Origin of the sequence: Caballeronia insecticola (assembly GCF_000402035.1) — a bacterium.
In the GTDB taxonomy this organism is placed as follows: Bacteria; Pseudomonadota; Gammaproteobacteria; order Burkholderiales; family Burkholderiaceae; genus Caballeronia; species Caballeronia insecticola.
In genome coordinates this window covers 664,631-684,582 of the sequence record NC_021289.1, presented here as the reverse complement: position 1 = coordinate 684,582, position 19,952 = coordinate 664,631, and the positions used below count along the sequence as shown (strand labels likewise).

Annotated in this window: 17 protein-coding genes; 12 read left to right on the top strand and 5 right to left on the bottom strand. The window is 64.5% G+C overall.

The genetic code is table 11. The annotated features are described in order from the left end of the window. Window positions 1-22: 22 nt before the first annotated feature. The 11 genes from BRPE64_RS27750 to BRPE64_RS27700 all read left to right on the top strand — a co-directional run bounded on the left by BRPE64_RS27750 (window position 23) and on the right by BRPE64_RS27700 (window position 13,952). Window positions 23-1,651, top strand: coding sequence for an electron transfer flavoprotein-ubiquinone oxidoreductase (locus BRPE64_RS27750; protein ID WP_051180588.1), 1,629 nt, complete (start codon window positions 23-25; stop codon window positions 1,649-1,651). Between the two features lie 136 nt (window positions 1,652-1,787). Beyond that, window positions 1,788-5,081 (top strand): adenylate/guanylate cyclase domain-containing protein, encoded by a 3,294-nt coding sequence (locus BRPE64_RS27745; protein ID WP_016348298.1) that lies wholly within the window; start codon window positions 1,788-1,790, stop codon window positions 5,079-5,081. Between the two features lie 90 nt (window positions 5,082-5,171). Then, window positions 5,172-5,771: an HD domain-containing protein gene (locus tag BRPE64_RS27740; RefSeq protein WP_016348297.1), complete on the top strand. Its 600-nt coding sequence runs from the start codon at window positions 5,172-5,174 to the stop codon at window positions 5,769-5,771. Between the two features lie 172 nt (window positions 5,772-5,943). Continuing rightward, complete coding sequence (locus BRPE64_RS27735) at window positions 5,944-7,425, top strand: sensor histidine kinase (RefSeq protein WP_044043452.1); 1,482 nt, start codon at window positions 5,944-5,946, stop codon at window positions 7,423-7,425. Further along, a complete protein-coding gene (locus tag BRPE64_RS27730) occupies window positions 7,410-8,795 on the top strand; it encodes a sigma-54-dependent transcriptional regulator (RefSeq protein WP_016348295.1) in 1,386 nt (461 codons plus the stop codon). The genes BRPE64_RS27735 and BRPE64_RS27730 overlap by 16 nt, the downstream gene beginning before the upstream one ends. A gap of 146 nt (window positions 8,796-8,941) precedes the next feature. Continuing rightward, a complete protein-coding gene (locus BRPE64_RS27725; protein ID WP_016348294.1) occupies window positions 8,942-9,709 on the top strand; it encodes a hypothetical protein in 768 nt (255 codons plus the stop codon). Window positions 9,710-9,758: 49 nt separating this feature from the next. Continuing rightward, a complete protein-coding gene (locus BRPE64_RS27720) occupies window positions 9,759-10,319 on the top strand; it encodes a hypothetical protein (RefSeq protein ID WP_044043451.1) in 561 nt (186 codons plus the stop codon). A 30-nt stretch (window positions 10,320-10,349) separates the two neighbouring features. Next, window positions 10,350-11,597 carry an MFS transporter gene (locus BRPE64_RS27715; RefSeq protein WP_016348292.1) on the top strand — a complete coding sequence of 416 codons (1,248 nt, stop codon included), beginning with the start codon at window positions 10,350-10,352 and terminating at the stop codon, window positions 11,595-11,597. Further along, a complete protein-coding gene (locus BRPE64_RS27710) occupies window positions 11,594-12,847 on the top strand; it encodes an arsenic transporter (RefSeq protein ID WP_016348291.1) in 1,254 nt (417 codons plus the stop codon). The genes BRPE64_RS27715 and BRPE64_RS27710 overlap by 4 nt, the downstream gene beginning before the upstream one ends. Before the next feature lie 24 nt (window positions 12,848-12,871). After that, window positions 12,872-13,318, top strand: coding sequence for a DMT family transporter (locus tag BRPE64_RS27705; RefSeq protein ID WP_016348290.1), 447 nt, complete (start codon window positions 12,872-12,874; stop codon window positions 13,316-13,318). A gap of 13 nt (window positions 13,319-13,331) precedes the next feature. Then, entirely contained in the window at window positions 13,332-13,952 is a 621-nt protein-coding gene (locus BRPE64_RS27700) for a CHASE3 domain-containing protein (protein ID WP_016348289.1), read from the top strand. 45 nt (window positions 13,953-13,997) lie between these two features. Here BRPE64_RS27700 and BRPE64_RS27695 read toward each other — a convergent pair whose 3' ends face one another. The 5 genes from BRPE64_RS27695 to BRPE64_RS27675 form a co-directional block, all read right to left on the bottom strand. Then, window positions 13,998-15,239 carry an NAD(P)/FAD-dependent oxidoreductase gene (locus BRPE64_RS27695; RefSeq protein WP_016348288.1) on the bottom strand — a complete coding sequence of 414 codons (1,242 nt, stop codon included), beginning with the start codon at window positions 15,237-15,239 and terminating at the stop codon, window positions 13,998-14,000. Between the two features lie 104 nt (window positions 15,240-15,343). Next, window positions 15,344-15,814 carry a VOC family protein gene (locus tag BRPE64_RS27690; RefSeq protein ID WP_016348287.1) on the bottom strand — a complete coding sequence of 157 codons (471 nt, stop codon included), beginning with the start codon at window positions 15,812-15,814 and terminating at the stop codon, window positions 15,344-15,346. Between the two features lie 104 nt (window positions 15,815-15,918). Further along, a complete protein-coding gene (locus BRPE64_RS27685; RefSeq protein WP_044043449.1) occupies window positions 15,919-16,440 on the bottom strand; it encodes an SRPBCC family protein in 522 nt (173 codons plus the stop codon). Then, window positions 16,418-16,786 (bottom strand): ArsR/SmtB family transcription factor, encoded by a 369-nt coding sequence (locus BRPE64_RS27680; RefSeq protein WP_016348285.1) that lies wholly within the window; start codon window positions 16,784-16,786, stop codon window positions 16,418-16,420. The genes BRPE64_RS27685 and BRPE64_RS27680 overlap by 23 nt, the downstream gene beginning before the upstream one ends. A 220-nt stretch (window positions 16,787-17,006) precedes the next feature. Next, window positions 17,007-18,620 carry a tetratricopeptide repeat protein gene (locus BRPE64_RS27675; RefSeq protein ID WP_144063554.1) on the bottom strand — a complete coding sequence of 538 codons (1,614 nt, stop codon included), beginning with the start codon at window positions 18,618-18,620 and terminating at the stop codon, window positions 17,007-17,009. Window positions 18,621-19,282: 662 nt separating this feature from the next. Here BRPE64_RS27675 and BRPE64_RS27670 point away from each other — a divergent pair. Then, complete coding sequence (locus tag BRPE64_RS27670) at window positions 19,283-19,927, top strand: hypothetical protein (RefSeq protein ID WP_016348283.1); 645 nt, start codon at window positions 19,283-19,285, stop codon at window positions 19,925-19,927. Window positions 19,928-19,952: the final 25 nt, after the last annotated feature.

Below are 19,952 nucleotides of genomic sequence, written 5' to 3'. Positions count from 1 at the left end.
GATCGCAATCGAGCGCGAGTCGATGCAGTACGACGTCGTGATCGTCGGTGGCGGCCCGGCCGGCCTGTCCGCGGCGATCCGTCTGAAGCAACTGGCAGCGGAACGCGACGTCGAACTGAGCGTTTGCGTGCTGGAAAAGGGCTCGGAGATCGGCGCGCATATTTTGTCCGGCGCGGTGATGGACCCGCGCGCGCTCACCGAACTGATTCCGGACTGGAAGGAGAAGGGCGCGCCGCTCACGGTGGCCGTGACCGAAGACCGGTTCCTGTTCCTGAGCGAAACGTCCTCGAAGCGCGTGCCGACGTGGGCGCTTCCGGACAACTTCAGGAACCACGGCAACTACGTGGTCAGTCTTGCGCAGGTCACGCGGTGGTTGGGGCAGCAGGCCGAGGCGCTGGGCGTCGAAATCTTTGCGGGCTTTCCGGCCGCCGAAGTGCTGTACAACGACGACGGTTCGGTGAAGGGCGTCGCGACCGGCAACTTGGGCGTCGGCAAGGACGGTCGGCCAAGCGAGAATTTTGAGGCGGGCATGGAACTGCACGCGAAATACACGTTGTTCTGCGAAGGCGCGCGCGGGCACCTGGGCCGTCGCCTGAATGAGCGGTTCAAGTTGCGCGATGGTGTCGATCCGCAGGTCTACGGTATCGGCATCAAGGAAGTGTGGGAGATCGATCCGGCCATGCACGAACCGGGGCTGGTGATACACACCGCGGGCTGGCCGCTCGACAACGACACATACGGCGGCTCGTTCCTCTATCACATGGATCAGAACCAGGTCGTGGTGGGCTTCGTGGTCGGGCTGGGCTATACGAATCCTTACTTGTCGCCGTTCGACGAGTTCCAGCGCTACAAGACGCATCCGGCGATCCGCGCGATGCTTGCGGGCGGCAAACGCCTGTCGTATGGCGCGCGGGCCATCACGGCGGGCGGCCTGATGTCGCTGCCGAAGCTGGTTTTTCCCGGCGGCGCGCTGGTCGGTGACAACGCGGGCTTTTTGAACGCATCGCGCATCAAGGGTTCGCACGCGGCGATCAAGACCGGCATGCTCGCCGCGCAAGCCGCGTTCGACGCATTGCAGGCCGGGCGCGTGGCCGACGAACTCACCGCGTATCCGGAGAGCTTCAGGACGTCGTGGCTGCATGACGAGCTGTACCGCGCGCGCAACTTCAAGCAGTGGATGAGCAAGGGCCTCGTCGTCGGCACGCTGATGGTCGGCATCGAGCAGAAACTGCTGCGGGGCAATGTGCCGTGGACGCTGCATCACCGGCATTCGGATCACGAGATGCTCAGGCCGGCTTCGCAGTGCAAGCCGATCGAATACGCTAAGCCGGATGGCAAGCTGACGTTCGATCGATTGTCGTCCGTGTTCATATCGAACACGAATCATGAAGAGAACCAGCCCGCGCATCTGACGTTGATCGATTCGACCGTGCCGATGAACGTGAACCGGCAGCTTTATGCGGGGCCTGAGTCGCGTTATTGTCCGGCCGGCGTGTATGAGTTCATGAAGAACGACGACGGCAGCGAACGCCTCGTGATCAACGCGCAGAACTGCTTGCATTGCAAGACATGCGATATTAAAGACCCGATGCAGAACATCGTATGGACCACGCCGGAGGGCGGAGGCGGGCCGAATTATTCGAATATGTGAGGGCTTTGTTAAGTCGAGCGTTTCGCGTTCTAAGCCCGCAAATCGTACGACGCGTACGACACGCACGACACGCTCCACGCCGCCCGCCTCATGCTATCTTTCAAGCGGATAGGAGACCTTCCGCCCGGGAGAGATCGTGGACGTCGCCGCGTGGCTGCGCAGCCTCGGAATGCAACGCTATGAGCCGGTGTTTCGCGAAAACGCCATCGACGCCGACGTGCTGTGCAGTCTCACTGCCGACGATCTGAAGGAACTCGGTATTGCATCGGTGGGCCATCGTCGTAAGCTGCTCGATGCGCTGGCCGAGCTGCGGACCCGAAACGCGAGCGTGAGTCCCGGCGAGCCGCAAGGCGAGCGACGCCAGGTCGCCGTGCTTTTCGCGGACCTGTGCGGCTTCACGGAGATGAGCCGCCAGGCCGACCCGGAAGAAGTGCTCGCGGTGCTCGAACGATACTTCGAGACGATCGATCCGATCATCGCGCAACATGGCGGACACGTCGACAAGCATCTCGGCGATGCCGTCATGGCGATCTTCGGCGCGCCCGTCTCGCAAGGAAACGACGTCGAGCGTGCCGTGCGCGCGGCGCTCGCGATCCGCGACGCGATGCACGGCCTCTCACGCGCCCTTGCGCGTCCGGTTCTCGCGCATATCGGCATAGCCGGCGGCGAGGTCGTTGCAAGCGGCACGGGCAGCGCGGAGCACCGGGCGTACACCGTCACAGGCGACACCGTGAACCTCGCCTCGCGTCTCACCGACGCAGCCGCTCCGGGCGAAATCCTGATATCGGAATCCATATGGCGCCCCTTGTCCGACCGGCTCGATTGCGTCCAGCGCGATGCGCTCGTCGTCAAGGGCTTCGCGGACCGCGTGACGGCGTGGTGCGTCGGCGGCTTTCGGCGGGCGACACGGGAACGACCGTTCGTCGGCTGCGCTCAAGAGCTGCGGCAATTTCGAGCCATGCTCCAATCTTGCCGCGAGACCGGCGCCGGACACACGGTGCTGCTCCGCGGTGAAGCCGGGATCGGCAAAACACGGCTCATCGAGGAATTCCAGCGTGAGGCAGGGGAGTCGGGATTCGCGTGTCATGGCGGCTTCGTGGTCGATTTCGGGGCGACGACCGCGCAAGGCGCGATTCAATCGCTCGTTCGAGGCCTGCTCGCGCTCGACAACGCAACCGAAGCGAACGCCGTCGATCAGGCGATCGCGACAGGACTGATCGACGCCGGAGACGCGCTCTTTCTCGCAGAACTGCTCGACATGCCGATGACGCTCGACGACCGCACGCTCTACGAGGCCATGGATCCTGCGATGCGTGCGCGCGGCCGTCAACATGCCGTGGCGCGCCTCGTCCGGCACGCGAGCCGCCGCCGCGCGCGGCTGCTCTGCATCGAAGATATTCACTGGTCGGACGGTCCCACGCTACGCGAACTCGCCCAGCTATCCGTGACCGCTAAAACGTGCCCGGCCGTGCTCGTGCTGACCGCGCGACACTCGGGCGATGCGTTTGAGAAATCGTGGCGTGCGGCCCACGGCGTGCAGTATTCGCTCATCGATCTCGGCCCCATGAGCGACGGCGACGCGCATATTCTGGCGGGATCGTTTCCCGGCGCGCACACGGAACTGGCCGCTCGCTGCATCGCACGGGCGGCGGGAAACCCGCTGTTTCTCGAACAACTGCTCAACCACGCGGAAGAAAGCGCGGGCACGGGCGTGCCGGGTTCGGTGCGCAGTCTCGTGCAGGCGCGGCTGGATCGACTCGATCCCGCGGACAAACGCACGCTGCAGGCGGCCTCGGTGCTCGGTCAACGCTTCGAGCAGGAGGCGCTCGACACGCTCGTCGACGGCGCGGCGCTCGAACCGCTCGTCATGGCGCTTCTGTTGCGACGTCAGGGCGCCGGGTTCATCTTTCACCACGCACTCATTCGCGACGCCGTCTATGACGGGCTGCTCAAGACCCGCCGCCGGGAATTGCATCGTCGCGCGGCGCAGTGGTACGGCACGCGTGATCCCGTCTTGCACGCCGAACATCTCGATCGGGCGGAGGACCGCGAAGCCGCGCTCGCTTACCGCGATGCGGCGCGCGCGCAAGCGTCGCTGTACCGTTATGAATCGGCGCTGCGGCTTGTCGGACGAGGGCTCGAACTCGCCGATGCCGCTGTCGATACGGATGGCGAGCGCGTGGAGCTGGAGTGTCTGCGCGGCAATCTGCTGCACGACGTCGGCGACATGACATCGGCGCTCGCGGCATACGAGACGGCGCTCGCGGCGGCCACGACAGACGCGCAACGTTGCCGCGCGTGGATCGGGCGCGCGACGGTGAAGCGGGTCATCGACGATCTGGACGGTGCATGGGCCGATCTCGCTTGCGCCGCTTCCGCCGCGTCGGCTGCTACCGCCGCTTCCGATGCCGAGGGCCAGAGCCTCGCAGGCGAAGAAGCGCGCATCCATTTCCTGCGCGGCAATCTGTGTTTTCCGCGCGGCGATATCGAGGGTTGCGTGCGCGAACATGCACGCAGCCTTGCGCTTGCCCGCGACGTGCACGATCCCGAGCAGGAAGCGGCCGCGCTCGGCGGGCTCGGCGACGCGGAGTACATGCGCGGGCGCATGATCAGCGCGCACGATGCGTTCAGCCGCTGCATCGCGCTCTGCCAGCGTCATGGCTTCGGACGGATCGAAGTGGCCAACCTGCCGATGCGCGCCATCACCGCGTGGTTCGCGGGCACGCCGAAGGCAGGGCTCGATGCCGCACTCCCCAGCGTCGCCGCAGCGGAGAAGGTGGGACATCTCCGGGCGCTCGCCGTCGCGCATCACGCTGCCTGGCATTGCCTGCACGATCTCGCTCAGTGGGATCGCGCATGGGACCATGTTGCGCCCGCGCTGCAGTGCGCGCGCGAGCTCAAATCGAGACGATTCGAAGGCGAGGCGCTCGCGTTGCGCGCGGAATTGCAGCGCATCGAGGGTCGACGGGACGCGGCGCTGGACGATATCGAAGAGGCGTTGTCGATCAGCCGCGAAACCGGCATGGCGTATCTCGGCGCCGCCTATCTCGGCACGCTTGCGCGCATCACGGACGACGCAGCGGTCTGCGAGCGGGCGCTTGCGGAAGGCGAGGCTTTGCTCGTCGCAGGCGCGGTCAGCCACAACCATTTTCTCTTTCGACGCGACGCCATCGACGCGTGCCTCGACCGAAGTCTCTGGGACGCGGCCGCGCATCATGCCACCGCCTTTGAAGATTACGCTCGCCGCGAACCGTCGCCGTTTTCGGCATTTGTCGTGGCCCGTGCGCGCGCGCTCGTCGCGTATGGCAGAGGCAATCGCGAGCCTTCGTCGGTCGATCAGCTTCGGCAACTCGTGCAGGAAGGCAGCGCGGCGGGCTTCGTTTACGCCATCGAGGCGATCAACAACGCACTTTCGAGCCATAGCCGATGAGAGAAAAGCCTGACAAACGGATGTCGAGCTTGCTTATATAATTTCCGGCGTTCTACAGCGTCAAGTCTCAGCCGAAAAGGAACGCAGGATATGACTCATTCGTCTTCCGATCAGATCGCACGCCAACTCGCGTTCCTTGTCGAGCTGGATAAGCTCAAGTCGATCTTGCGGCAATCGCCGCTGATCAACAAAAGCCGAAAGGAGAACTCGGCCGAGCACTCGTGGCATCTGAGCATGTTTGCGCTCGTACTTTCGACGCACGCGAACGATGTCGACGCGCTTCGCGTCGTTCAACTTCTGCTCGTTCACGATATCGTCGAAATAGATGCCGGGGATCATCCGATCCATTCGGCGAGTGCAAATGACGCGCAGGTCCAGGAAGCCGAACAACGCGCGGCCGAGCGCATCTTTGGACTCTTGCCCGAAGAGCAGGGACGTCAAATGCTCGAACTCTGGCGCGAATTCGAAGCGGCGGAAACGCCCGAGGCCGTCTTTGCCAAGGTGCTGGATCGATTGCAGCCGCTGCTGATCAATACGTTGTCGGACGGCGGCACGTGGACCGAGAACGGCGTGACGCAGCAACAAGTGCTGGAACGATATGGACCGGTGATCGCGCGTGGCTCGCCGGTTCTGTGGGAAGCGGCAAGCAAGCTTGTCGGCGATTATTTTGCGGCGGCGGGGCGGCGCTGAAGGCCGACGGCGGCTTTGGTCTGAGCGCAGTTAATCGTCTCCCGCAACCCGGTCAGACGAATCGCGGACGGCCCGCCCACGCCCGATACGACGCCGATCACGACGGCGATCGCGACGGTGGCGAGAGACTTGCTTACAGAGGCACCAACTCCAATCAGCCCTCAGACTCTTCATGCCCCGTCCGTCGTTTTCCACCCAGTTGTTCGCGCTCTGGGTTCTCGTCGCCGTCCTGTGCGGTCTGCTGACGGCCGCCGTGTGGCTCATGCTTTCGTCGGCGCTCGGCGAGCGCGTCACGGCAGCAAAGCATCAGGCGGCGGCCGCCTGTACGGCCATCGCGTCGCGCTATGACCTGTCGATGCAGCGCCCCGGCGAAACCAATGTCGATCTGATGCACGCGGTCCTCGATCTCGTGCTGATCCGCACGGAAGGCATCGAAGGCGGCTTCTGGAGCGCGGCGGCGGGCGGCGCGCCCAACGGCATGCTGGCCTACGCGTTTCCCACTTACGAAGGAAGCGGCGTGAAGCGCGACGTCCCCGAGGCCGAGACGCCGCTCATTCTGCGCACGCTGAAGACCGCCGCGAGCGCGGGCCAGATGCAGGTCGATGTCGTACCGAGCGGCGCGGATGCGGTGGTCGCGGTCGCCTGTCCCGTGCCGCGCCACACGGGCCTGTTCGCGTGGATGCTCACGCGCGCACGGCCGCCGCTCGGACCGTACGGCGAGCGCGCCGCGACCATTCTGGCGGGCGTGCTCGCGATCATCGTCGTGCTTGCGTTGTTTCTGGCCGTGGCGTTGAGGCGCTGGAAGCGCAACCTCACGCGTCTGGAGCAGGCGCTCGCGCCCGGCGGCGGGTTCGAACAAGGCAGGCGGCTCGACCGGCTCGGCGAGCGGGATCTGGATCAGATCGTCGATGCGCTCAATCGCTATGTCGAGCGCGCCGAGCGTCTGCGGCGCGAAGCGAACGCGTTGAGCACGCAACTCGCGCAAGCCGAGCGCTTCGGCGCGCTGGGCAAGATGGCGGCGCAGATCGCGCACGAGATTCGCAACCCCGCGGGCGCCATGCGTCTGAAGGCAGAAAACGCGCTCGCGGGCGACGGCGCGCGCCGCGAAGCCGCGCTGAAGACGATCATCGAGCAAGTCGGCCGCATCGAAGCGCAGGTGACGAGCCTGCTCGCGCTCACGCAGCCGGTCACCGTGAACGCGCGCGCGGTCGTTCTGCACGCGTGGCTCGACGACATCGTTCATACGCATGAACCGGGCGCCGAGAGCCGCGGCATTTCCTTGCGCGCGGACATCGAGACCGGTGCGATGCAGCCCGTCTTCGATCCGGCGCAACTGGCGCGCGCGCTCGACAACCTGATCGTCAACGCGCTGCGCCATACGCCGCCGGGGGGACACGTAACGGTTCGCGCGCAGGGCGCACAATGGACGGAGGGCGGCGGGCTCACGCTGGAAGTGACCGACGATGGTCCCGGCGTGAGCGCAGCCGAACGCGAGCGTATTTTCGAGCCGTTCGTGACGGGACGGCCCGATGGCTCCGGTCTGGGCCTCGCGGTAGTGCGGGAGATTGCGTCGGCGCATGGCGGCCGCGCCTATCTTGCGAAGGATTCGAACGTGACGTGCTTCGTGATCGACTTGCCATGGCGACCATACTGATCATCGACGACGACGACGCCTTTCGCGAAGGACTCGCCGAAACCGTCGCCGATCTCGGCCATACGCCGCTCGAAGCAGGTTCGGGCGAAGCCGCGCTCGAACGCCTGCGCGAACGCTGCGCGCCCGACTGCATCTTTCTCGACTTCCGCCTGCCGGGCGCGGACGGTCTCGACGTGCTCGAAGCGCTGCGCGGCGTCGAGGGCATGGAACGCGTGCCCGTCGTGATGCTGACCGCGCATGCGACGAGCGACAACACCATCGGCGCGATGCGGCTCGGCGCGTTCGAGCATCTGACGAAGCCGGTTGGCCGCGACGAGATCGCCGCGCTCCTCGAACGCATGCTGGCAACGCATTCCGATGCGCCCGCCGCCGCGGCGCCTGCTTTCGCGGACGAAGCGCCGTCGCGCGAGCCGCAACTGCTCGGCATCAGCGAGGCCATGCGCGACGTGCAGAAGCGTCTGGGACGCGCGGCGCGGACGCACTCGACCGTGCTCATCACCGGCGAGACGGGGACGGGCAAGGAAGTGGCGGCGCACGTGCTGCACAGGTCATCGGCGCGGGCGGGCGGGCCGTTCGTCGCCGTGAACTGTGCGGCGATTCCGGCCGATCTGCTCGAAAGCGAGTTGTTCGGGCACGGCAAGGGCGCGTTCACCGGCGCGCATGCGGAGCGGCGCGGGCGTTTCGAGGAAGCGCACGGCGGCACGCTGTTCCTCGATGAAGTCGGCGACATGCCGCTCGCGATGCAGGCCAAGCTGCTGCGCGTGCTGCAGGAACGTCAGGTCACGCCGCTCGGGACGAACCGGCCGGTCGCGGTAGACGTGCGCGTCGTGGCGGCCACGCACCGCGATCTTCCGTCAATGGTCGCGGCAGGCACGTTCCGTCAGGATTTGCTGTACCGGCTCGACGTGATCCCGCTGCACTTGCCGCCGCTGCGCGAGCGGGTGGCCGATATCCTGCCGCTCGCGGAGCATTTCCTGTCGATGCTCGCACCATCGGCCGATGCGGCGCGCAAGCGCCTGTCCGCCGATGCGCAGCGTCTGCTCGTCACCTTCGCCTGGCCCGGCAACGTGCGAGAACTGGCGAACGCGATGGAGCGGGCGAGTGCGCTCGCGCCCGCCGCGCTGCTCACGCGCGACGACTTCGCCTTTCTGTTCGACACCGCCACGAAAACCAGCGGCGACGGCGATGCGATTCCCGTCGGCCTCGCCGAGCTTCCGCTCAACGATGCGCTCGCGCAGCTCGAACGCGCGCTGATCGCCCGCGCACTCGCGCTCAGCGACGGCAATCGCGCCGAAGCGGCCCGCAGGCTCGGCATCAGTCGTCAGTCGTTGTATACGCGCCTGGCGAATCTGGGGATGTCGGATGCGTGAGCGAGTGTCGGGAAATCGGACAGCATGCGTCCGGTTCCCTGACATCGCATCGCGTTTGATCGCGCCGAACCCCGCGCCACGCGGCCTTCGCTCGATGGCATAGCCCTTGCAATTGACTCCACGCCAAGTGAATCAAGGAGTGGATCATGCAATCGATATCGACGAACCTGCGCCCCCGCAACGCGTTGCGCGTTCTGTGCGCGATGAATCTCGCCGCGCTGCTGGCGATGAGCACAGGCTGCGTCGCGCAAGCTCAACCCGAAGCGCCGCCCGCACCGCCCGTCGCCGCGACGGGCATGCCGCCGCCTCCGCCGCCGCCCGGCATGGGCCCGGCGCCGCGCGTGGAAGACGGCGCCGCAGTCACCGCGCAAGCCACGGTCGCGCGTTTTCTCATCAACCCGGATGGCGATGTCGACGGCTTTCTAACCAGCGACGGCGCGCTCGTGCGTTTCCCGCCGCATATGAGCGCGCAGCTCACGTCGGCCATACACACGGGCGACAACGTGCAGATCAACGGATGGCGCGACGCAGGCGGCAATCTCAAGGCACAACGCATCACCGACGCGAAAAGCGGCCAGCAACTCATCGATCAGCCGCCGCAGCCGGGCGCACAGCCGATGCCGCGTGAACTGCGCGGCGCGGGGCTTGCACGCCTGAGCGCACAGGGACAAGTGGCGCACATCACGACCGCTCCGCGCGGCGAACCCGACGGCGTGATTCTCGCGGATGGCACCGTCATCAGACTGACGCCGCCCGTCGCTCAGCAATTCGCGAGTCTCGTTCGCACGGGTGCGAAGGTGTCCGCGCAAGGTTACGGCACGCGCAACCAGTACGGCACCGCGCTTCAGGCGACGGCATTCGGTTCGCCGGGCAACCTGACGCGGCTCTATGACCGCGCGCCGCCGTCGCCCTGAACGCGCACGACGACATCGCTTCCATCAATCTCAAACGAGGATCAACGACATGCATTGGATCGACCCTGACAGCCTTCCGGAAACGCGCGGCAAGGTGACGCGCTTTCTTCTGAACCCGCACGGTGAAATCGACGGTCTCGTGCTCGGCGCACGGCAAGCGTTGCAGGTTCACTTTCCGCCTCATCTGTCGCGACAGATTTCGCGTCAGGTCGCCGTGGGCGATGACGTCCGCGTGCGTGGCGTGAAGCCGCGCGGCGCGAACATGATCGCCGCGGTCTCGCTCGTGACGAAGAGCGGCCGAGTCATTCTCGACGAAGGCCCGCATCACGATGGCGCGAAGCATGACAAGCCGCACGTCGAACGCAAGCCGATGGACGCGAGCGGCGAAGTGCTGCTGTCGCTCTACGGTCCGAAAGGCGAGTTGCGCGGCGCGCTGCTCGACGACGGCACATCGCTGCGCATGCCGCCGCATGCCGCAGCCGAACTCGCGGCGTATCTCGCGCCGGGCGCGCATGTGCAGGCGTGGGGACACGGCATCCGCAACCGGCATGGCCGGACGATCGAGGTGGATGAGATCGCCGAACTGATCGACGCGCCGGTCCCGGCCTGATGCACAACCCACGCGACCGGTGAGCCGCCCATGAATCCGCTCCACGCGCTCGTAGGCCTGAACTTTTTCATGGCCGATGTGCAGGCGGGCATCGGCCCGTTTCTCGGCGTCTTTTTGCAGGCGCACGGCTGGCATCCGGCGTCGATCGGCACCGTGATGACGCTCGGCGGCATCGCCGGCATGCTCGCGACGTCGCCGGCGGGCGCGCTCGTCGATGCAACGCATTACAAGCGCGGGCTCATTGTCGCGGCGGGCGTCATGACGACGCTCGCCTCGCTCGTGCTGTGGGTGTCGCACGACTTCTGGATGGTCGCCGCCTCGCAGATCCTCACGGCGGTGACGGGCGCCGCGCTCGGTCCGGCGGTCGCGGGCGTGACGCTCGGCATTGTGCGCGAGCGCGGCTTCGACCGGCAGTTCGCGCGCAATCAGGTGGCGAATCATGCGGGCAACGTGGTGGGCGCGGCGCTTTCGGGCTGGCTCGGCTGGCGCTTCGGATTCGGCGCGGTGTTCGCGCTCGCGGGCGTGTTCGGCGCGCTGACCGTGCTGTCCACGCTGCTCATCAACCGCGATTCGATCGATCACGACAGCGCGCGGGGGCTTGCTGCGTCCTCATCGGCTGCGTCCGCATCGTCGGAACATGAACACGCGAGCGGCTTCCGGATGTTGCTCACCTGCCGGCCACTGCTCTTGCTGGCCGCCGCGCTCGCGATGTTCCACCTCGGCAATGCGGCGATGTTGCCGCTCTATGGTCTTGCCGTCGTCGCCGCTCATCAGGGCGATCCGAACGCGTTCACTGCGCAGACGATCGTGGTCGCGCAACTCGTGATGGTCGCTGCCGCGTTCTTCGCCAACCGGCTGATCCGGCGCATCGGCTACTGGGGCGTGATTCTGATTACCTTTCTGGCGTTGCCGCTGCGCGGGCTGGTCGCGGCGATGTTCATCACCGCATGGGGCGTGTGGCCGGTGCAGGCGCTCGATGGCATCGGCGCGGGGCTGCAAAGCGTGGCCGTGCCCGCGCTCGTCGTGCGTCTCTTGCAGGGCACCGGACGCGTTAATGTCGGACAGGGCGTGGTGATGACGGTGCAGGGCATCGGCGCGGCGCTCAGCCCCGCACTGGGCGGCGCGCTCGCGCAGCATTTCGGATATGTGACCGCGTTTCTCGCGCTGGGCGCCGTGTCGACGGGCTCGCTCGCGCTCTGGCTGTTCTGCGGCGCATCGCTCAAAAAAGCGTGCGGGAATTGCAGCGAACCCGCTCACGATCCGTCGCTCGCCACATGAACCCGATTCTTCTTTCCTGGAGCATTGGACTCGCTGCGACAGCGGGCGTCATCCTGCGTCCGTTCCGATGGCCCGAGGCAATCTGGGCCGTCGCGGGCGCCGTGCTGCTCGTCGCGCTCGGGCTGCTTCCCGCGAGCGCCGCGTGGCAGGCCGTCGGGAAGGGCGCCGACGTCTACCTGTTTCTCATCGGCATGATGCTGCTTTCCGAACTCGGCCGGCGCGAAGGCCTGTTCGACTGGATCGCGGTGCTTGCCGTGAACCACGCGAAGGGTTCGCCGCGCAGACTCTTCTTGCTGGTCTATCTGGTCGGCGTGGTGGTGACGACGTTTCTTTCCAACGATGCAGCCGCCGTCGTGCTCACGCCCGCCGTATTCGCCGCGGGAAACAAGGCGCAGACGAAGCCTTTGCCGCTGCTGTACGTGTGCGCATTCATCGCGAATGCGGCGAGCTTCGTGTTGCCGATTTCGAATCCCGCCAATCTCGTGCTGTACGCGAATCACACGCCCGCGCTGGGTTTATGGGTGGCGCGATTCGCATTGCCTTCGATGCTGTCGATCGTCGCCACGTTCCTTGCATTGCGCTGGACGCTGCGCGGCGATCTCGCTGGTGCGTGCGCACGCGATCTGCCCGTCGAGCCGCTCGGCGCGAGCGGCAAGGTGACGCTTGCGGGCATCGGCGTAACGGCGATTGCGCTGCTTGCCGTCTCGGCCTTCGACATGCAACTGGGCCTGCCGACCGCCATCCTCGGGATGCTCACGGCGCTGGTCGTGCTGACGATGGAACGCCGCTCTCCCGTCGAACTCGTCAGCGAGATTTCGTGGAGCGTGCTGCCGCTTGTCGCGGGCTTGTTCGTGCTCGTCGAGATGCTCGGGCACACGGGCGTGATCGCGGCGCTTTCGAATCTGCTCGCGCACTCGACGCAGCAGAATCAGCCGCTCACGGCGCTGGCGTCGGGCGGGATCATCGCTCTGGGCAGCAATGCGATCAACAACTTGCCGGCAGGGCTTATCGCGAGCGCGGCCGCGTTGCAGGCGCACAGTCCCGAACGCGTGATCGATGCAATGCTGATCGGCGTGGACCTCGGGCCGAATCTGTCGATCACCGGCTCGCTGGCGACCATTCTGTGGCTCTCGTCCATCCGCCGTGAGGGCGAGGAAGTGAGCTTCATGCAGTTCTTCAGGGTGGGCGTGGTGGTCATGTTGCCGGCGCTCGTGCTGGCGCTGGGCGCGCGGCTCCTGCTCGCACATTGAACGCAACGAAAGCGGAGGAGAACGATGAGCCAGGTGTGGATTTTTCCGTTCATCATTGCGGGCGGCATTCTTCAGGCCGCGGGTGCGCCTATCAACGGCGCGCTGAAAGCGTCGCTGGTCAATCCGTGGCTCGCGTCGGGCGTCTCGTTTCTGCTGGTGACGTTTCTTGCCATCGCATTGTTCTTCATGCAGCCGACCCCGCTGCCGACGCTCGACGATCTGCGCAGCATGAAATGGTGGGCGCCGCTCGGAGGCATCGTCGGGGCCGTGGCCGTGTTTGCCGGTCTGACGCTGGTGCAGAAAGTCGGCGTGGGTACGCTCAACGGCCTGACCATTTGCGCGAATCTCGTGGCGTCGGTCGCGATCGATCACTTTGGTTTGATTGGCGTGGCCGAGCATCCCATCAGCGTGCTGCGCTTGATCGGCACCGTGTTGATGATGGCCGGCGTCGCGCTCGTCATGCGTTTCTGAGCGGCCTCGGCACATGCGTGCGTCATTCGACTGGCGGGTCGTGCCGCTCACGGCGCTCGTGATCGTCGCGGCGGCAACGTCGTACGGCTATCACCGCATCTTGCTTGCGCAACGCGACTGGATCGAGCACACGTATCAGGTGATGTCGGCATTGGAGACGACGCTTCAGTCGATAACCGATGCCGAGACCGGCCAGCGCGGCTACATTCTCACGATCAACGAGGCCTATCTCAAGCCTTACCTGAAGGCGATCGACGCGTTGCACGCACAGCCGGCGAAGCTGAAAACGCTGGTCCGCGACAGCCCGGCGCAGCTTGCCCGCGCCGATGCTCTCGAGCTTGCGTTGCGAGACAAGCTTGCCGAACTCGCACGGACGCTGAGCGTGCTGAAGGAGCAAGGGCCAGCGCAGGCGCGCGCAATGATACTGAGCGATGTCGGCCTCGAACGCATGGACCGGATTCGCACGCTGATTGCGCGGATGCGTCAGTCGGAAACCGAACTGCTGATCGAGCGCACCGATCGCGCGACACGAACCGAGCACGCGATGCTCGTCGTCACGATCGGTCTTGCGATGCTCTCGATCGTCGCGCGGTTCGGGCTGTATTGTGTTCGCAGCGGTAAGGCGCGAGCTTGAAACGCTTGGCGTAGTGAGCCGGTGCCGCGCCAGATGAAAGTCTGCCTAGAACCGTCCCGGCCGATAAGGATTCGGATCGGTGAAGCCCGCTTCCCCGTTCATCAACTCGGCGATGAGTCTTCCCGTCACCGGACCCAGCGTCAGTCCATGATGCGCGTGCCCGAACGCGAACCAAAGCCCGGCATGGCGCTCCGCTGCGCCGATCACCGGGCGCATGTCCGGCGTGCAGGGCCGCAGCCCGAGCCACGGCGACGCATCGATCCGCGCGCCGAGGCCGAATGCCGGCCGCGCGATCCGCTCGGCGCGCTCCAGTTGCACCGGGCTCGGCGGCCTGTTGCGGCTGGCAAGCTCGACGCCGGTAGTCAGACGCAGGCCACGCCGCATAGGCGCGACCACATAGCCGTTCTCGATGTCGACGACCGGCCGCGAGAGCACCGCACGTCCATCGCGCTCGTAATGCATGTGATACCCGCGCTTGGCCATGAGCGGGATGCGGTATCCGAACTTGCGCGCCACATCGACGGACCAGATGCCGAGCGCGACCACCGCCGCCTGCGCGTCGACCGGTCCGCTCGCTGTCGTCACGCGCCATCCGCTGCCCGACTGTTCGAGCGTCGCGGCATCGCCGATCAGGAGGCGTCCGCCTTCGCGTTCGAATAGCGCCGCATAACCTTTCGTCAGAGCGCCGGGATCGATCACGCTGCGCGGGTCCGTCCAGTGGATCGCCCCGGCGTACGCGCCATCGATCGATGCCTCCAGCCCATGCAGCGCGCTTCCTTCGAGCACGTTCATGCCGAGCTGATACTCGCTTGAAATCCGTCGCGCGGCGTTTGCCTCTCGCTCGAAATGCTTGCGCGAACGATAGGCTTCGAGCCAGCCCGTGGGCCGCACGAGATCATCGTGACCTGCACGTAGAGTGAGCGCCTCGTGTTCGGCCACGCTTCGTTGGATGAGCGGCAGCATGTCGCGCGCGGCCGCGGCGAGACGTCGGGGCGCCGACTCATACCAGAAGCGCGCGAGCCACGGCGCATACGCAGGCAGCGAGCGCAGGTCGTAGCGCAGCGCGGTCGAACGGTTCATCGCGAAGTTAAGCAGCGTGCCCAGGTTGCGCGGAAACGCATAAGGCACAACCGACGACGCCTCGATCAACCCCGCGTTACCGAAGCTCGTTGCCTCTCCGGGCCCCTGACGGTCGATTAGCGTCACCTGCCATCCGCGCTGCTGGAGATGAAGCGCGACACTGACCCCCACGATTCCCGCGCCGAGCACGATTGCGTCCTGAGCCATATTCCAATGCCTTGATGAAGTGCTTATGTCGCAATGATGTCGCGTTTGAAGTGTTTTTGCGAGAGTTGGCTCAGCGTGCCGTCGGCGCAAAGCGGCCGAATGCGCTAGTCGAGCCGTTCGCGCGTGGTAAGACCGCTCACGGCGTCCCATTGTTCGGGCGTCATTCTTTGCAGGATGACGCCGATCGTCCAGAAATGTCCTTCCGGATCTTTCGCCCGATAGGTCCGCTCGCCATAGAACTGCGTGGCCGGCTCCATCAAAATCGACGCACCCGCCGCACGCGCGTGCGCGCAATGCGCGTCGATGTCTTCGCCTTCCGCAAGCTGCACATGCACCGATTGCGTGTTCTTGCCGTCGATCGAACTCGGACTGCGATGATCGTCGGTCCATTCACAGCCGATCATCACGACGGAATCGCCGAAGGTCATCTCGCCGTGGACGAGCTCGTCATTAGCATCGAGGATCACGAAGAGCGGTTTGAAACCGAACGCGGCTTCGAGAAAGCGAAACGCGGCCTTCGGATCCCGATACGAAAGCGCGCTCGACAAGCCTTTGCTGCGATAGAGTTCATTCATGTCGATTCTCTCCTGAGCGATCCCGATCAACTGCCGATCGCGCCGTCAGCAAACAAAATCAAAAGCAGCCGCCTCTGGAAGAGAAGCGGCGCGTACTTGCAGGTTCAGGGCCGTCCCGCGCTCGCGCCGCGCGCAATGAGGAACGCGTCCAGTTGCTCGAAGACTTCGGGCATTGCTTCGTCCATGCCTTCGATGGCGATGTCAAGTGCTTCCTTCGTCGGATAGCGTTCGCGCATCACCAGCAGCGTCTTGCCATCTTTCTCCTCGAAGGTCACCGTCGTGACGGCACCGTTGTCGCTTTCTTCGTTGGTCCAGACGATGCGGGCATTCGGCACCACTTCGAGATACTTGCCGAAGAACGCCATGGGCGCAGGGGCTTTAGGGTGAGAAAACTCCAGGCGATAGCCGCCGCCGACACGGACATCCTGTTCGCAGGACAGCAGGGTCGCACCGCTCGACTTGGGTACCCACCATTGCTTGAACAATTCAGGCGTGGTCCATGCCTCGAACACGAGCCGGGCGGGGGCGTCGAAGGTTCGCGTGACGACCATTTCGCGATCGGACGTGCGCTCCGACGTCGTTCTGTTGCTCGCGGAGGCAGGCTCATTCTCGTTTCTTGCGACCATCACGTTTCTCCTTGCGTTTGAGTTCCTCGATGACCGAATCCAGTGCGTCGAACCGCGCGGCCCACATCTGGCGATAGTTTTCGATCCAGGCCGACTCTTCTTCGAGACGGCGCGAGCCGAGCTTGCAGGTGCGCACGCGTCCGACCTTCTCCGTGGTGACAAGCTCCGCCCGCTCTAATACGCCGATGTGCTTACTCATGCCGGTCAGGGTCATGTGGAAACGCTCGGCAAGATCGGTGACGGATGCGTCGGCGCGCATCAACTGTTCCAGCACGCCACGCCGGACAGGATCCGACAGCGCGGCGAACGAAACATCGAACTGAGCGGTTTGAGAATACTGAGCCATTTGGTTCAGTATTGCATGCATGTCGACGGCAGGCAAGGGGAAACGACGGAGACGAAGACCCGCGCAACGCGACGTTGTTAACTCGCGGCGGCTAGAACATGAGTTGCGCAAACACCGAAACGCGATGACACATCGCTATTGGAAAGCTCGTGAGTCATCGGTGTAATGGTATCGGCAGAGCGGATAAGCGCGTCTGCCGCAGCGTGCTTCGATGCGTCGGTTACGACGCGGCAAACGCCTTCAGCGCGCTTTCGATGCGCGCAATGACATCGTCCCAGTTGCCGCGCTTTGCCTGCGTGAAAACGCGTGCCGATGCATACCACGGCGAATCTTCGCGGCCGTGATGCCAGCGCCAGTCGCCATCGAAACGCGAAAGTATCCACACCGGTTTGTCGAGCGCGCCGGCCAGATGAGCGACCGCCGTATCCACGCTGATGACAAGATCCAGATTGCTGATGAAGGCCGCGGTATCGTAAAAGTCAGCGACGCCGGACATCAGATCGACTGGCCGGATGGCCTCGGGAATGCGGGCGAGCTGTCCCGCTTCGTCAACTTTTTGCAGACTGAAGAACGCACAGTTCGGGATGTGCAGGAGCGGGCGCAGGCGTTCGAGCGGAATCGAGCGTTGCGCGTTGTCGTGTAACTCGGAAGGTAGTTCCGATGCGGGATTCCCAAGCTTTCCGCCGCCGCTCCATACCAGACCGATCTTGCGCCTGCCGACGAGCGGAAACGCCTGCAGGCGCGCTTGCCACGAGCGAACGCTCTTGGCGGGCAACCGGAAGTAGGCTCCAGCCGGACGCAGCGTGTCGAGCGTGACGCCGAGTCTGTGCAGGAGACTCATCATGTAGCAAAAAACATCGAACTGCGCGAACGACACCGGCCGATCGCCTTCGATTACTGCATCGATTCCTTCGACGTGACTGAACAGGCGCGCGAGCGGCATCGGGCACATCACGGTGAGCTTCGCGACGCCGAGCGCCCGGAGCGCCGGTACGAACCTGACCCACTGGATCATGTCGCCCAGCCCCTGCTCGCACAGGACGAGCAGGGATTTGCCTGCGAGCGGCTCGCCGCGCCAGATGGGAATGCCTATCTCCGCTGCCGGCGTATAGGGGAAAGCGGTGCCGGATTGCGTCCATTCGGGGGATTCGACATACCTCGACTCCATCCACTCGAAGCCCTCCGCATACCGGCCCATCTTCAGCAGCGTCATCCCGAGCGATCCGGCTGCAAGCACGCTTGCCGGACGCAGCACGAGCGCCTGACGCGTAGCCGACTCCGCCTCGGGCAAGCGATGCAGTGAATGCAATACCAGTCCGAGTGACTTGTGTGCGTCGAACAAGTTCGGGTCCAGCGACAGTGCCCGGCGCAACTCGATTTCGGCTTCTTCAAGCCGGCCCGATTGACGCAACACCTCGCCGAGCAAGGTGTGCGCGGCGGCGCGATGCGTCACGCCACCGATAGCCGCGCGCAAAAGCGCTTCGGCCTCGGCAAGACGTCCACGGGACGCAACCAGCGCACCGATCAGGTAAGCCGCCTGTGGAAAGTCCGGGCGAAGCGCGAGCGCGCGGCGCAGCGCCGCTTCCCCTTCGGGATAGCGTCGCAGGTCCAGCAACGCGACTCCCCAGTTGTACGCGACATCGGCGGAATCGGGCAGGGCCGACGCGGCCTTCTGAAGCAACGCTTCCGACTCCGCCGCGCGGCCGAGTTTCCGCAGCACGAGCGCCAGGTTGTTTTGTGCATAGGGCGACTGTGGATTCTGCGCGAGCTCCTGACGCAAGCGTGTCTCTTCAGCCATGAGACCGGGCAATCCGTCCTGCTGGGAAGTGTTCATATTCTGGTTGCTGCAGTGATCGATGATGATGAAGGCTGAATCGGCGCCGCCTTGCGTCGTCTGCGCGGATGGAGCCAAACGTCGCGCTCGTTGGCGCAGCTTCGACCAAATTCTTGGTTGAGGAAACGCAATAAACCAATTTTTTCAATTCGTTGATGAAGCGGAAATCATCGGCGATTTTGTTTCGTTGTTTGTGCTTTAGAGCGGTGGGGCCGGGCGGTGATGCGTGTATCCGGTCACTCCCGTATGTCGATACGTCACGATGAGCCCGTTCGCGAAAGCGCCATTTGTCAATGGTTTCCGGAAATTATTAAGCAAACACTAAAGTTTTCCTTTCGCGCGTCGTTAGCAAAAAAGGGCGCCAGAAAGCGCGCGCATGACCGAGCCTGTAAGCAATGAGAGCGATTCCCTCGACCATGCGTCAAACGAGCAATAACGCGTTTAGAGACCATTGAGACGAACAAGAGGGGAAAGCAGGACACGGTTTGTTTGGCTGTTGCGCGCACATCCTTCTACACGGCAGGTGAAACGTAAAAGGATCCCGCGTTGACCTAAGAGCCCAAGCTCGACCGCATCCAAGACCACAACGATCTCTAGAAAGAAATTCACGACTAAAAGTCGTAATCGCAGATAACAAAATAAATCAATCGGGACAAGAAATCATGCTGTTGAGTCGAATCGCTGCTTATGGGCTCGTCGTATCCATCCTCGCCGGATGCGCAGTCGGCCGGACAACCGTCGATGTCTCCGCGCCGCAGGAGACGAACCCCGCCACCGGAAAGTATGTGCGCATCGCGCCTGCACTGGACAAACGCACCTTTGCCGTCGCGCCTCCCAGCGCCGACATTGCGTCCCTGGACCCAGGCCAGGATTCGAGCGACGCGTCAAAGGCGCGCGCTATCGGCCGCAAGAGAGGCGGTTTCGGCAAGGCACTCGGCGATGTCGTGCTTCCCGAAGGCAAGACGGTTTCCGGACTCGTCGAAGGCGCGGTGACCTCCGGCTTTCAGCAGGCCGGTTACATCGTCGTGAAGCCGGGCGATCCGAAATTTGCCGACGCCACTCCGGTGACCGCGCAGATTATCGATTTCTGGGCGTGGTTCCAGCCTGGCTTCTGGTCCGTTACGACCAACCATAAGTCGGAGCTGCGCTTATCCGGCGATGTGGGCGCGCTCCACGGCACTCAGACCGTCAAGACACGCGTCAGCGAATCCAAGCAGGTCGTGACGTCCAGCGACTGGCAGCAGATCGTTGAAGAGGGCCTTTCGGCGATTTCGCTGCAGACCAAGGAACTGGTCGGCGGACAATAAGGAACATCCGCTCAGTTGCTCATCT